Source organism: Jatrophihabitans lederbergiae, assembly GCF_031845305.1.
GTDB lineage: Bacteria > Actinomycetota > Actinomycetes > Mycobacteriales > Jatrophihabitantaceae > Jatrophihabitans_A > Jatrophihabitans_A lederbergiae.
Map to the genome: position 1 here is coordinate 33,284 of NZ_JAVREH010000009.1, position 13,104 is coordinate 46,387.

Consider the following 13,104-nt stretch of genomic DNA (forward strand, 5'->3'; position numbering starts at 1 on the left):
TTTCGGGTTAACTGCTTCGATCCTGTCTCGGCCCGTCCAGACCTGCGGGGCCGAATCTTCGGCACGCGGGCACCGGTAACGGAATCCGCGCCCGGGTGCGCCGAGGCGATGTTGCGACGTGAGATGGCCGACCGGTCGATGACAAGCGATGACCCATTCGATCCGCGTAGCCGGACCGACGGACCGGAGTCGACGTTTTGATACTTGTGAGTGACGCCATCCAGTACGTCGCCGTGGCGCGACGGTGCAGTCAGGAGGCGGGCAGGTAGTGGAAACCAAGCATACGGGGGATGTCGTCAACCCCTCCAGGGTTCCGGCCGCGGATGACCCGTGGTCGACCGAGGTCGTCACACTGTCCGGGTCGGCGCGCCCGGGCAGGGCCGACGAGGAGCTCAGGGGCACCCTGTAGTAGCGATGCAATCGCTACTACAGGATGCCGTCCTGCGGCACAGCGCTCTGCGGGCGGACGACCACGCGCTCGTGACGACCACCGACCCGACGTGCGCGCGCAACACCCTGGCCACCGCACTCAAGCAGGCCACGTCGGCAGTCTCGGTCATCCTGCCGGACGCTCCTCGCCCCGCGGAGGTCGTCATGGAGGGCCTGGAGCGGAGTGCCGTGAACTGGTCGTCCGGCATCCGGGTCCGCATGCTCGCCGGAAGCGGGTCAGGCTCCCGGGAACGGATGCTGGCCTACGCGGCAGGCAAACACTGGCTTGACGTGCGTCTGACCGAGTCGCGCTTCCCCAGCACGGTCGTCGTGGATCTCAGGTGTGCCATGGTGCGCGTCGCGCGACCCGACGGCGCGTGGCAGGCGTCCATGGTTCGCGACAACGCGATCATCAACGCCGTCCACATGATGTTCGTCGGTGGGTGGCACCACGGAGTGCCGCTGCTCAACGACGTCGCCGTGGTGGACTCCCCGGTCGCGCACGACGCGGTGCTCGAGATCATCAGCCATCTCGTGGAAGGGCGCATCGACGAGATGGCTGCGCGCGAGATGGCGATCTCGGTACGCACCTACCGCCGCTACGTCGCCGTCATCATGCGCAGCCTCGGTGCGACGTCCCGGTTCCAGGCGGGCGTCCTCGCCACAGAGCTCGGCCTCACCGGTCGCCGCGGGTCACTACCGGGCTGCGTCCCGCGCACCAATAACGGCCCCGCGGCGACCGCCGGCGCAGACCAGTCCCGCGATACGACGCCGCTTCCTTCGAGCGCAACCTGAGCATGCCCGTCGTGGATCGCGGCCTCGGGGCGACGTATGACGACATGCGCCGCATGGATGACGTCCTCGACCAAGCACGTGGCCTCGACTGGATTTGTCTGAGACCGTGCCACCGAGTAAGCAAGTCCGCGACTCCGGCATCGTGGATAAGCCACGTAGTTACAGTTGGCAGTCTCCGCCCAATCGGCGAGCCACCGTGTTTGCACCGCCAGCGCAATCCATAAGACAGAATCCATAAGACAGCAGGAGAGGAAGGCCGACACTTAAAAACTCGCCCGTGTTCACATCGGCGACTGATCATTGTTGTCAGGTTGGGGCCCAGATTCTAGATTCCTTGGCCTCGGCTAGTGAATTCAGAGGAAACCTCTTCCGGCTCGAGTCCGGGGTGGCTTTGGCGGTGGCGGTCTACGTCGTGTTACGCGGCAGCCAGCCGGCGTCTGCGGCCGGTGCCGTCGTCGCGGCCAGCGCATTGGGCGCTGTGGTTCACCAAGAAGCGCTGTGGTTCACCAAAAGACCGTGACCGCGGAGGCTGCTGGAACGCTGACAGCCGCGTGCGGCAAGCCTGTGGGCCTCACGTCGGTGAAGCGTTTTCTCTTGGACAATGGGGGAAACGGTCGATGTTGTTGCTGGGATCACCCTCACCAGAGAGCGTCCCTGGTGATTAGCAATGACATCGAGGAGCATCATGAGGCGCTTGTCGCTGCTAGCCGCCGGGCTGGCACTCATCCTGGGCGCGGTCGAGATCGGAGCGGTGACGGCAATACCTGCCGCGGCCGACACGACCCTCTGCGATCAGTACGGATCGACGGCCATTCAGAGCGGCGCGTACATCGTGCAGAACAACCGCTGGGGTACGAGTGCGACGCAGTGCATCGGCGTGTCGTCGACGGGTTTTCGCATCGTCCAGGAGGACGGCGTAGCCGCGACGAACGGTGCCCCGACCGGGTACCCATCGGTCTACCGGGGCTGCCACTACGGCAACTGCACTGCCGGGTTCAGCCCGGTCGCCGCCAACTCCGCCAAGTTCGCAGGCATCGGCACCAGCGTGTCGATGAGGTACCCGGCGGGCGGCAACTGGGATGCCTCCTACGACATCTGGTTCGACCCCACGGCACGCACGAACGGGCAGAACACCGGTGCGGAGATCATGGTCTGGCTCAACCACTCCGGACTGCCACAGCCGGTCGGGTCGCGGGTCGGCACGGTCTCCCTCGCGGGCGGCACCTGGGACGTGTGGGAGGGCAACATCGGCTGGAACGTCGTCTCCTATGTCCGCACGGCTGGAACCGGATCGATGAGCTTTCCGGTGAGCACCTTCTACAAGGACGCGATAGGCAGGGGTTACGCCTCGAACTCGTGGTACCTCACCAGCATCCAGGCCGGGTTTGAACCGTGGTCAGGCGGAACCGGCCTGGCGGTGACCAACTTTGCGGTCACCACCGGTCGCACACCACCGCCGAAGACCGCATCGCCCACGACTGCACCGCCTACGATCGCACGGCCTATCCGCGCGGCTTCGTGTACAGCCCGTCTGCGGGTGACCCAGGCCTGGAACGGCGGATTCACCGCTGACATGACGGTGCGCAACACCGGGACCGTCGCCACCCGCGCCTGGCGAGTGTCCTGGACGTGGCCGAGCGGGCAAGCGGCCATCAACATCTGGAACGCCAACGGCACGACCAGCGGCAGCACCCAGCTCGCGACGGACGCCGGCTACAACGGTGCGCTAGCCGCGGCGGCAACCACGACCTTCGGGTTTCAGGCCACGGGAAATTCCACGACTCCGACGGCCACCTGCACCGCGAGCTAGCGTCCGAGACAGCTCCCCGACGGCCTTGACAGACAGCGGACGGACTAGGCAGTCTGCTGTATACAATCTGTCCGCTTCCGGATCGGCTGGTTCTCTCTTGCGCCCTGAGCAGATCGACCTACTGCCCACCCTGTCCGCTCCCTCGCTGCATCCCGACGGTGACCGTGCCGTCGTCTCCGTGGTCCGCCCGGACGTCGCCACGAACTCCTACATCGGCCAGCTCTGGATCGTCCCACTGGCCGGCGGGGCACCGACCAGGCTCACCCGTGGCTACCGTGACACGTCCCCGCGGTACTCCCCGGACGGGCGACTGCTCACGTTTCTACGCGCCGACACCAAGGACGCGAAGGCCCAGCTGTACGTCGTGGCAGCCGACGGCGGCGAGCCGGTGCGGCTCACCGACGCCCCGCTCGGAGTGGCGGCGTCGGTCTGGTCGCCCGACAGCCGCCAGCTGGCCTATACCGCCCGCTGTCCCGAGCCCGGCCGGTACGGCACCGACGACGAGGTGAGCGCGGACGCCGAGCCGCCGCGACTGATCACCGACCTGCGCTATCTCGAGGACGGCGTCGGATATGTGGCCGACCGGCGAAACCAGCTCTTCGTCGTCGAGGTGCCGGACCCGCGCGACGAACCGTCGGACGAGCCCGCGGCGCGACCATGGCAGGTAACCGACGGGCCGTACGAGTCCACCGGCGTTGCCTGGAGCCCCGACGGCAGCCAGTTGGCATTCGTGAGCGCGCGCCACTCCGACCGCGAGCGGGACCTGCGGTCAGACGTGTGGACGTGCGCGCCGGACGGGAGCGACCTCGTACGGGTGACGCCGACCAGCCTGGCCGCGGAGCAGGTCGCGTGGTCACCCGACGGCGCCACGCTGTGGTTCCTTGCCAGCGACCCGGGCCCGAGCGGCGTGGAGTTCATCGCCCGGCACACCGGCCTGTTCTCGGTGCCCGCGGACGGGTCCACGGCGCCCGTCCGGCACACCCCGGCGGAGACCGTCGACCTCGGCGAGGTCGGCTCGCAGCTGACGGTGACCGGCGACGGCGTGCTGGTGCACAACCGCACCCGGGGCGCGGTGGAGCTGCTGCGGATCCGGCCCGATGCGGAGCCGGCGGTGCTGCTGTCCGGTGAGCGCTGGGTGACGGGACACGATGCTCTCGGCAGCGGCGCCGACGCGGTTGTGATCGCCACCGTCACGGCGCCGGACTCCCCCGGCGAGCTCGTCCTGATCGCCCCCGGACCCGAGCGCCGGCTCACCGACTTCGCCGCCGCCGTCCGGTCCGGCCCAGGGCTGCGGCCGCCGCGAGAGGTCACGGTTGCCGCGGACGACGGCTACCCGGTGCACGGCTGGGTCGTCCTGCCCGACGGCCCCGGTCCGCACCCGGTGCTGCTGGACATCCACGGCGGCCCGTTCACCCAGTACGGCTGGCACATCTACGACGAGGCTCAGGTACTGGCCGAGGCCGGGTACGCCGTGGTGCTCGCCAATCCACGAGGGTCGGCCGGCTACGGCCAGCGGCACGGCAGCTGCGTCGCCGGCGCCCTGGGGCAGCGCGACGCGGCCGACCTGCTCGACTACCTCGACGGCGTGCTGGCCGATCCGGCGCTCGAGCTGGACCCCACCCAGCTCGGGGTGATGGGCGGCTCCTACGGCGGGTACATGACCGCGTGGCTGATCGCCCACCCGCGCTCGGCGGACCGCTTCGCGGCGGCGATCGTCGAGCGCGGCTTCCTGGACCCGGCATCCTTCGCCGGAACGTCGGACATCGGCTGGTTCTTCGGCGATGCGCTGGTCGGCACCGACGCCGAGCAGGTGCGGTCCCAGTCGCCGATGGCGGTGATCGACCAGGTGCGCACGCCCACGCTGGTCATCCACTCCGAGCAGGACTACCGCTGCCCGCTGGAGCAGAGCCAGCGCTACTTCGCCGGCCTGCAACGCCGTGGCGTGCCGTCCCAGTTTCTCGTCTTTCCCGGCGAGAGCCACGGGCTGACCCGCACCGGCCAGCCGCGGCACCGCCGCCAGCGCTTCGACCACGTGCTGGGCTGGTGGGCAGAACACCTGCCGACCAAGGCAAATCCTGCCCGTCCCGTCGCCTGACCTGCTGACCTCCAACCTCACCTTCCATCATCGAGGAGAACCATGACCATCCGCCCGATCCGACTGTTCGGCGACCCGGTGCTGCGCCAGAAGGCCGCGCCCGTCGTCGACTTCGACGCCGAGCTGCGCGGCCTCGTAGCCGACCTGACCGACACCATGCTGGACGCCAACGGCGGCGGCATCGCCGCACCGCAGATCGGCGTCGGCCTGCGCGTGTTCACCTACATCTTCGAGGACCAGATCGGGCACGTGGTGAACCCGGTGGTGGAGGTCGTGGGCGATGAGGAGCAGTTCGGCCGTGAGGGCTGCCTGTCCATTCCTGGTGTACCCATGGACTGCCGTCGGCACATGTACGTCGTCACCACCGGCTTCGACATGCACGGCGAGCCGTTGCGGCTGCAGGGCTCCGGCCGGCTGTCCATGATCATCGAGCACGAGACGGACCACCTGGACGGCATCCTCTTCGTGGACCGGCTGGACCCGGAGAACCGGGCGGCAGCCGAGGCCGCGATCCGGGACGCCGAGTGGAGTGGTGGTGTGGTACCGGAGATCCGGGTCAGCCCGCACGGCCCATTGCGCGTGACCGGCTGAGCAGGCGGAACCTGGCCAGCAGAGGTTCAGCAGCCGTCGCCACCAGTACGCCGACGAGTACCAGCGCCACCCCCGCCAGTTGCCCCGGCGAGGGATGTTCGGCGAACAGCAGCGCACCGAGTGCCACGGCACCGACGGGTTGTACCAGGAGCACGGCGCTGGTGAGAGCGGCCGGCAGCCGGGGAAGGGAGTTGGTGATCAGCAGCCACGCCACGACTTGCGATGACATGGCGAGAAGGGCGAGCCAGCCGAGCGCCGGCCAGGCCGGCCCGAGGGCGAAGTCGCGGGTGGCGAGCGCGAGAACGGCACAGCCGGCGGTGGCCCCCACGGTGGCGTGAAAGAGCGGTTGAACAGCGTTGTTTCCCGGCCCGGGCGCCGGCATTCCGTGCCTGAACACGAGGAGGAACGCCGCGTACGCAACCGAGGCGACGGCACCGAACAGCGCGCCCAGGCCAGGGTTGGCGCCGTAGGTGTGCTGGCTGCCCACTCCGGAGATGAGCGCCACGCCGACAACCATGGCCGGAACCGCGGCGAGCAGCGATCGGCTGGGGCGCTCGTCGAGCAGCCACCAGGCCAGCCCCGCCACGAGGAGCACCTGCAGGTTGGCAAGCACGGTGGCGAGTCCGGCGCCGACATAGCCGATCGCTCGCGACCACAACACCAGGTCGACGGCCAGCAGAACGCCGGCTGCCCAGGCGGTCCACCGGCCCCGAGCCGGCAGCGCGGGACGGCGCCGGCGATCCCGCACCGAGAGGGCACCCAGCACGGGCAACGCGAAGAGGCAGCGGAAGAACGACGCCGGAGCGGCCGACGCTCCTGACTGCCGTACCAGGATGGCCGACGTCGCGATGATCAGCGCACCGGCCAGAGCCCCCAGCACCGCACGACCATGAGCCGAGGGTTGCACGGGACGGTCCGCCTTCCGAGTCGGGTGATACCTCGCTTCGACAACACGATTCCGCGCGTCCCCGGCTCGGGTTGCCCCTACCTTGCCAGTGCCTTCCATGGGCTGTCCACTTCGGGTCACGGCCGACCGGATCGGCACGACCGCAGCCACCAGCTCCGCAAGACGGGTCGCGGAGCTGGTGGCCGGTCCACTGGTCAGCGACGGCACGCTAGAAGAAACACCTTTCAGTCGAGGGCTTACTCGTGGGAATGGTCAGGTCCTTGCGCGAGTCGCCGCAGGCGCAGTTCCCCCTGAGGTCCGGGGTCGCTGAACACCAGCTGGACGAGGCCGCAATCCTGCGGTCCACTGGCCCCTGGCACGCAGAGCGTGCACGGCTCGCCGATGCGGATGGGGTACTTCGGCACTGGTGTGGCATGTGGTCGGGTCACGGGCTGGTCCTCCTGCCGGGTGCCGCTGCCGACCACCAGCAGGTGGGCGTTGCGGCTGGCGCGAAGCAACTGTTCGGCGGCGCCGCCCGAAGACACGGTGCCGCTCACTTTGTCCGGCACTGCATCGCCGAACACTTCTTTCAGCGAGCGAGAAGCACATGCGTGATGATCGCCCCATGGTGCGCACCGGGGTCGAGCTGGTTGATATCGACGACGAGGTTCTCGAGCAGCTCGTCGCTGCCGCCAGGCTGGAGGACAGCCCGGCCGACGTCATGGCCCCGCTGCCGGGCTCCCCCGGCTGGGGACCGTTCGCCGAGGACGCGTTCCGCCAGCTGCACCGAAGCCGGCGCCCCGGGTTGGCCGGTCCGCACCACGAGGCGACGTACGCCGTGCGAGCAGGCAACCAGGCGCTCGGAGTGCTGCGGCTGTTCCGGCCGGACGGTGCCGACGACGACAGTGTGCTCGAGGTGGGCATGTGGTTGTCCCGCCAGCATCGCGGTGCCGGCATCGGCCGCGCCGCGTTGCTGCTGGGAGTCACCCGCGCCCGGGACCTCGGCGCCGTCGAGCTGGTCGCCGACACCACGGCGACCAACCTGGCGGCTCAGGCGGTGCTGCGCCGCGCCGGGTTCGTACTTGCCGAACCTGCCGGGTCGGAGCCATCCTCCGTCCAGGCCGCACGTCGCCTGCGATGAACGCGGGGACCGTTGGTGCGTGAGCCCGACGGCACGGAGCGATTTCGGCAGGCTTGCGTGCTGGCGCACAAGCCGTCGGAGTGGATGAATTGAAAAACCGACCACCCAGGCCGTAACGTCGGCGGTGGTGATCGGGGGGTGGATGACGGGCGACGGTGGGAGCATCCCGGTCGAGCGGCGCGAGTTCGCCGACGAGCACGGCGCGCTCCCTGGAGGCCTGCCGCCTGATCTGTACCGGCGGATCTTCGCCGCGTCGCCGGTCGGCATCGCGCTCTCGAACGAACGCGGGCTGTGGGTAACGGCCAACCCCGCGATGTGCCGGCTGTTCGGCCGTACCGAGGCGGAGATGCTGGGCCACAGCGGCGCGGAGTTCACCCATCCGGACGATCTGGATATGCATCGCAGGGCCATCGAGATCATCGCCTCGACCGAAGGCGGCGTCGCGCATCTGGACAAGCGCGTCTTGCGCCCGGACGGCGAGGTGCGGTGGGTGTCGCTGACGGCGTCGCACACTACCGGCCCGAACGGGCAGGTGTGGACGGTGTCCCACGCCCAGGACATCACCGATCGCAAGGCCGCCGAACAGGCCGCGGCGGAATCGGATGCCGATCTCGCCGCGGTGGCCCGCGTCATCCGCCGCGTCCACAGCGGGGCCGACGCCCGGGACATCGTGGTGCAGGCCTGCCGCGACATCGCCGCCGCATCGTATGCGGCACTGGCCGAGCCGCAGTCGGACCCGCCGGCGCTGCGGATCACCGCCTGCAGCGATCCGTCCCTGGTCGGATTGAGCGTCCCGTTGTCGGCCACCTCCGCGTCGGTCACCGCCTTCCGTACCGGTAAGCCGGCCTTCTTCCCGGTGCCGGAACAGGATCCGCTTGCCTCACCGGCCCTGCTGCACGCCACCCGCTCCCGCTCGATGTACCTCGTCCCCATCGCCAACGAGCACGGCGTCAGCGGTCTGCTGGTGGTCGGCTGGCGAACGCAGGTTCCCGACCTCGCCGATCGTCGGGCGCACGCGGTGACCTTGCTGGCCGACCACGCCGGGGTTGCGCTGCGCCAGGCGACCCTGCTTGGCGAGCTGCAGCGCCTGGCCGACACCGATCAGCTGACCGGCGTGCCGAATCGCCGCGGCTGGGACGAGCAACTGGGACACCTGCTCGCCATGACGAGGCGTAGCGGCGAGCCGTTGACGGTTGCCATGGCCGACCTCGACCACTTCAAGAGCTTCAACGACAGTCACGGTCACCACGCGGGCGATGAGTTGCTGAGGCAGTTCACCAGTGCCGCCCGCGCCGCGCTGCGCGGGGGTGATCTGTTCGCCAGGTGGGGAGGCGAGGAGTTCACCATCGCACTGCCGCAGTGCTCAGCGGGCAACGCCGGGACCGTCCTCAACCGCATCCGCACCGTCGCCGGTTCCGGCCAGACCTGCAGCATTGGCTACGTGGTCTTCGACGGCAACGAGACCGCTGAGGCGCTGATGGATCGCGCCGACCGTGCTCTCTACGCCGCGAAGCGTGCCGGCCGGAACACGATCATCATGGCCTGACCCGTTGGGCAGCGCGTTCTCGGCGGTACGGCGGCACCGGTAACGTCGGGTCATGGCTGTTGACGTGACGGTGATCATCGCGACCCGCGACCGGTGGCAGCAGCTGCGGCGCTCACTGCCCCACCATGAGGGGCCGGTGATCCTGCTCGACAACGGGTCCAGCGACGGCTCCCCCGCTCTGGTGCGCGAGCACTTTCCGCAGGTACAGGTGGTCGAGCTGGGCCGCAACCGCGGCGCCTGCGCCCGCAACGTCGGCGTGGCCCGTGCGTTGACCGACTACGTCGCTTTCGCCGACGACGACTCTTGGTGGGCGCCGGGCGCCCTGGACGAGGCTGCCCGGTTATTCGACGCACACCCCCGGATGGCCCTGCTCGCGGCCCGGATCCTGGTCGGCGAGAGCGACCGGCTCGACCCGACGTGCCTGGAGATGGCCGCCTCGCCACTCGGAACCGAGCCGGACCTTCCCGGGCCCAGCGTCCTGGGCTTCCTCGCCTGCGGCGCGGTGCTGCGTCGCGATGCCTTCCTGGCGGTCGGTGGTTTCGACGACGTGGTGTTCTTCTTCGGCGAGGAAGAACGGGTGGCCCTGGACCTGGCCGCCGCGGGTTGGGGGCAGGCCTACGTCGACTCGGTGGTGGCGCATCACCATCCGGCGGCCGGTGCCGACCGATCCGGCCGGGCAGCACTGGCGGTCCGCAACCGGGTGCTCACGGCGGTGCTGCGGCGCCCGTGGCGGGTCGTGGCGACGGTGGTGTCCACCGAGCTGCGGCGTGGCCGGTCCGGCATCAACGGTGTCACCGCGGCGCTGACTCGGCTGCCCGCGGCCATTCGGCAGCGCCGGGTGCTGCCGGCTCCGACGGAGGCCCACCGCCGGCTGCTCGATTCCTAGCGCCGACCCGGCGATCATTGCCGGAGGTGAGATTGCGAACGCCGCCGGGCCTGAGCCCGAAGCCCGCTCCGGGCGCACGTCAGGGTTTGTGGCGCCATGACCGAGACATCTCCCGACCGGAGCGAGTCCGCACCCGCCCGATTGTCCGACCTGACCACGCTGCGGCTCGGCGGCCCGATCGCCCGGCTGCGTACCGCCGCCACGACTGCCGAACTGGTCGCCGCGGTCTGCGAGGTCGACGAGGCCGCTTCTGATCGTCGACGCCGGCTGGTCGGGGCTCGAGACGATGGTCGGCATTCCGGGGCTGGTCGGCGCCGCGCCGGTGCAGAACGCGGGTGCGTACGGCAGCGAGGTGGCCGACGTCCTCACCGCCTTGACGGTGCTGGACCGGCGAACCCGGGCGGTGCCGGTGTGGGCTACGTGATCCTGGATGTGACCCTGCGGCTGCGGCACTCGTGGGACTCCGTTCCCATTCGCTACGCCGAGCTGGCGCGGCGCCTGGGTGTCGAGCAGGGTGAGCGCGCGCCGATCGACCGCGTGCGCGAGACGATGCTGAGCCTGCGTCGCGGAAAGGGCATGGTGCTGGACGACGCCGACCCCGATACCTGGAGTGTCGGCTCGTTCTTCGTCAATCCCGTCACCGACGCGGCAGCGGTGCCCGCCGGCTGCCCGCAATGGGCCGTCGACGGCAGGATCGAGCTGTCGGCCGCCTGGCTGATCCAGCACGCCGGCTTCGGGCGTGGCTTCGGTCTGGACCAGCCACCCGGCACGGTGTCGCTGTCCACCGAGCACTGCCTGGCGCTGACGAACCGGGGCGGAGCGCGGACCACGGAGCTGCTGCGGCTGGCACGCACGGTGCGCGACGGTGTCGAGTCGCGATTCGGGATCGGGCTCCTGCCCGAACCCCGGCTGGCCGGCATGGAGTTCTAGCCGGGGTCCGCGTCCTAGCCGGGGCCGCTGCCAGCGCCTGCCAGGGACTGCCAGCCGTTCGTGCGTGAGCTGTCAGCGCCGGCGAGCACGCTGAGCGCCATGACCGATAACTGGCGGGAAGACCCCGTCCACCACGCGATCCAAGCCAGAGCGCTCACCAAGCGCTTCGGCGACACCCAGGCGCTGGCCGGCATCGATCTCACCGCCCGGCAGGGCACCGTGCTCGGCGTGCTCGGCCCGAACGGCGCGGGCAAGACCACGGCCGTGCGCATCCTCGCCACACTGACCGCCCCCGACTCCGGCACTGCCACCATCGGAGGCTACGACGTCCGCCGGGACGCCCAGCGCGTGCGCCAGACGATCGGGCTCACCGGCCAGTACGCCTCCGTCGACGAGGACCTGACCGGCACCGAGAACCTGATGCTCATCGGCGAACTCCTGGACCTGCGCCGTCCGGCCGCCCGCTCCCGGGCTGCCGAGCTGCTCGCCTGGTTCGAGCTGACCAGTGCCGCCGACCGGCCGGCCAAGACGTACTCCGGCGGAATGCGCCGGCGGCTGGACCTGGCCGCCAGTCTGGTCGGACGACCGTCCGTGATCTTCCTCGACGAACCCACCACCGGGCTCGACCCCGCCAAGCGCGAGGACATGTGGGACGTCGTCCGCAGCCTCGTCACCGACGGTTCCACGGTGCTGTTGACAACCCAGTATCTGGAGGAGGCCGACGCACTGGCCGACGACGTCACCGTCATCGACCACGGCCGGGTGATCGCCAACGGCACCCCGGACGAGCTCAAACACGTCGTCGGCGGCCAGACGCTCACCGTCCGTCCAGCCGACCCCGGCCGCCTGGACGAGGCGGCCCGGATCATCGCCGCCATCTCCGGCGCCCCCGTCGAGAACGTCCGTCCCGGCGTGGTGAGCGTGCCGGTGGCCGGCGACGATGCGCTCACCGCCGCCGTCGCCGAGCTGGCCACGGCCGGCATCGCGCTGACTGAACTGTCCCTGCACCTGCCGAGCCTGGACGAGGTCTTCTTCACCCTCACCGGGCAACGCCAGTCGAAAGAGGAGACCGCGGCATGACCGACACCCGTACCGACACGAGTAACAAGACCGACACCAGCTCGGACGCCGGGCGCGCAGTGGTCATCGAGCCGGCGCTGAGCGTGCCGTCCGCCGCCGCGTCGGCTCTCCGACCGGCTTCGCCGTTGCGGGCCGTCCGGCACAGCATCGCGCTGGCGCGCCGCGGGCTGCTGAAGACCTGGCGCACGCCCGAGGCGCTTCTCGACGTGACCCTGCAGCCGATCATGTTCCTGCTGCTGTTCGTATACCTCTTCGGCGGCGCGATCACCGGCTCGACCCACGACTACCTGCAGTACGTGCTGCCCGGCGTGCTGGTGCAGTCCGTCCTGTTCGGGTCCGTGGCTATCGGCGTCAACCTGAACACCGACATCACCAAGGGCGTGTTCGACCGGTTCCGCTCGCTGCCGATCGCACGGTCGGCCCCGCTCATCGGTGCGGTGCTGGCCGACGTGATCCGCTACGTGATCCTGACAGTGGTGCTGCTGGTGACCGGCTATCTCATGGGCTTCCGGGTGCACACCGATCTGGCGGAGGCAGTGGCCGCCTGCGTGCTCGCGATCGGCTTCGCGCTGTGCCTGTGCTGGGTGTCGGTGACGATCGGCATGTTCGCCCGCACGCCGGGCGCGGTGCAGGGCATTCTCTTCCTCGCCATGTTCCCGCTGACCTTCGGCAGCAACGTGTTCGTCCAGTCGTCGACGCTGCCCGGCTGGTTGCAGGCCTTCGTGAAGGTGAACCCGGCGACCCACCTGACCAGCGCGGTGCGCGGGCTCATGCTGGGCGGCCCGGTCGCGTCGTCGGTGCTGTGGACGCTCGCCTGGATGGCCGGCATCCTGGCGGTCTTCTTTCCGCTGGCGTTGCGCAACTACCGCCGCCGGGCCTGACGGCTGGTACGCGCCGCGGCGCCCGAGGTAGCCC

Annotated in this window: 14 protein-coding genes; 12 read left to right on the forward strand and 2 right to left on the reverse strand. The window is 69.8% G+C overall.

Translation table 11 applies throughout. From position 1 onward, the window contains the following. The first annotated feature begins 268 nt into the window (after positions 1–268). From RM423_RS09465 to def, 5 genes are all read left to right on the forward strand, one after another. The gene (locus RM423_RS09465; RefSeq protein ID WP_311422775.1) at positions 269–409 is read left to right on the forward strand and encodes a hypothetical protein; all 141 of its coding nucleotides are present in this window, start codon (positions 269–271) and stop codon (positions 407–409) included. 5 nt (positions 410–414) lie between these two features. Continuing rightward, a complete protein-coding gene (locus RM423_RS09470) occupies positions 415–1,224 on the forward strand; it encodes a helix-turn-helix domain-containing protein (protein WP_311422776.1) in 810 nt (269 codons plus the stop codon). A gap of 685 nt (positions 1,225–1,909) precedes the next feature. Continuing rightward, positions 1,910–3,034 carry a GH12 family glycosyl hydrolase domain-containing protein gene (locus RM423_RS09475; protein ID WP_311422777.1) on the forward strand — a complete coding sequence of 375 codons (1,125 nt, stop codon included), beginning with the start codon at positions 1,910–1,912 and terminating at the stop codon, positions 3,032–3,034. Positions 3,035–3,131: 97 nt separating this feature from the next. Beyond that, positions 3,132–5,129, forward strand: coding sequence for a S9 family peptidase (locus RM423_RS09480; RefSeq protein ID WP_311422778.1), 1,998 nt, complete (start codon positions 3,132–3,134; stop codon positions 5,127–5,129). A 42-nt stretch (positions 5,130–5,171) separates the two neighbouring features. Then, positions 5,172–5,720, forward strand: coding sequence for a peptide deformylase (gene def / locus RM423_RS09485; RefSeq protein WP_311422779.1), 549 nt, complete (start codon positions 5,172–5,174; stop codon positions 5,718–5,720). Here def and RM423_RS09490 read toward each other — a convergent pair. Together RM423_RS09490 and RM423_RS09495 are read right to left on the reverse strand one after the other, a co-directional pair. Continuing rightward, positions 5,686–6,600 (reverse strand): DMT family transporter, encoded by a 915-nt coding sequence (locus tag RM423_RS09490; RefSeq protein ID WP_311422780.1) that lies wholly within the window; start codon positions 6,598–6,600, stop codon positions 5,686–5,688. The genes def and RM423_RS09490 overlap by 35 nt on opposite strands. Before the next feature lie 263 nt (positions 6,601–6,863). Further along, on the reverse strand, positions 6,864–7,163 hold the full coding sequence (locus RM423_RS09495; protein WP_311422781.1) for a DUF6767 domain-containing protein: 300 nt from the start codon (positions 7,161–7,163) through the stop codon (positions 6,864–6,866). Positions 7,164–7,231: 68 nt separating this feature from the next. On the opposite strand from RM423_RS09495, the gene RM423_RS09500 reads away from it, so the two are divergent. From RM423_RS09500 to RM423_RS09530, 7 genes are all read left to right on the forward strand, one after another. Next, on the forward strand, positions 7,232–7,747 hold the full coding sequence (locus RM423_RS09500; RefSeq protein WP_311422782.1) for a GNAT family N-acetyltransferase: 516 nt from the start codon (positions 7,232–7,234) through the stop codon (positions 7,745–7,747). A gap of 142 nt (positions 7,748–7,889) precedes the next feature. Beyond that, positions 7,890–9,293 carry a sensor domain-containing diguanylate cyclase gene (locus tag RM423_RS09505; RefSeq protein WP_311422783.1) on the forward strand — a complete coding sequence of 468 codons (1,404 nt, stop codon included), beginning with the start codon at positions 7,890–7,892 and terminating at the stop codon, positions 9,291–9,293. A gap of 52 nt (positions 9,294–9,345) precedes the next feature. Beyond that, the gene (locus RM423_RS09510; protein ID WP_311422784.1) at positions 9,346–10,179 is read left to right on the forward strand and encodes a glycosyltransferase family 2 protein; all 834 of its coding nucleotides are present in this window, start codon (positions 9,346–9,348) and stop codon (positions 10,177–10,179) included. Positions 10,180–10,465: 286 nt separating this feature from the next. Further along, entirely contained in the window at positions 10,466–10,603 is a 138-nt protein-coding gene (locus RM423_RS09515; protein WP_396327664.1) for a hypothetical protein, read from the forward strand. After that, positions 10,591–11,109, forward strand: coding sequence for a hypothetical protein (locus RM423_RS09520; RefSeq protein WP_311422785.1), 519 nt, complete (start codon positions 10,591–10,593; stop codon positions 11,107–11,109). The genes RM423_RS09515 and RM423_RS09520 overlap by 13 nt, the downstream gene beginning before the upstream one ends. Positions 11,110–11,208: 99 nt before the next feature. Further along, positions 11,209–12,189, forward strand: coding sequence for an ATP-binding cassette domain-containing protein (locus tag RM423_RS09525; RefSeq protein WP_311422786.1), 981 nt, complete (start codon positions 11,209–11,211; stop codon positions 12,187–12,189). Further along, positions 12,186–13,070 carry an ABC transporter permease gene (locus RM423_RS09530; RefSeq protein ID WP_311422787.1) on the forward strand — a complete coding sequence of 295 codons (885 nt, stop codon included), beginning with the start codon at positions 12,186–12,188 and terminating at the stop codon, positions 13,068–13,070. The genes RM423_RS09525 and RM423_RS09530 overlap by 4 nt, the downstream gene beginning before the upstream one ends. The last annotated feature ends 34 nt before the right edge of the window (positions 13,071–13,104 follow it).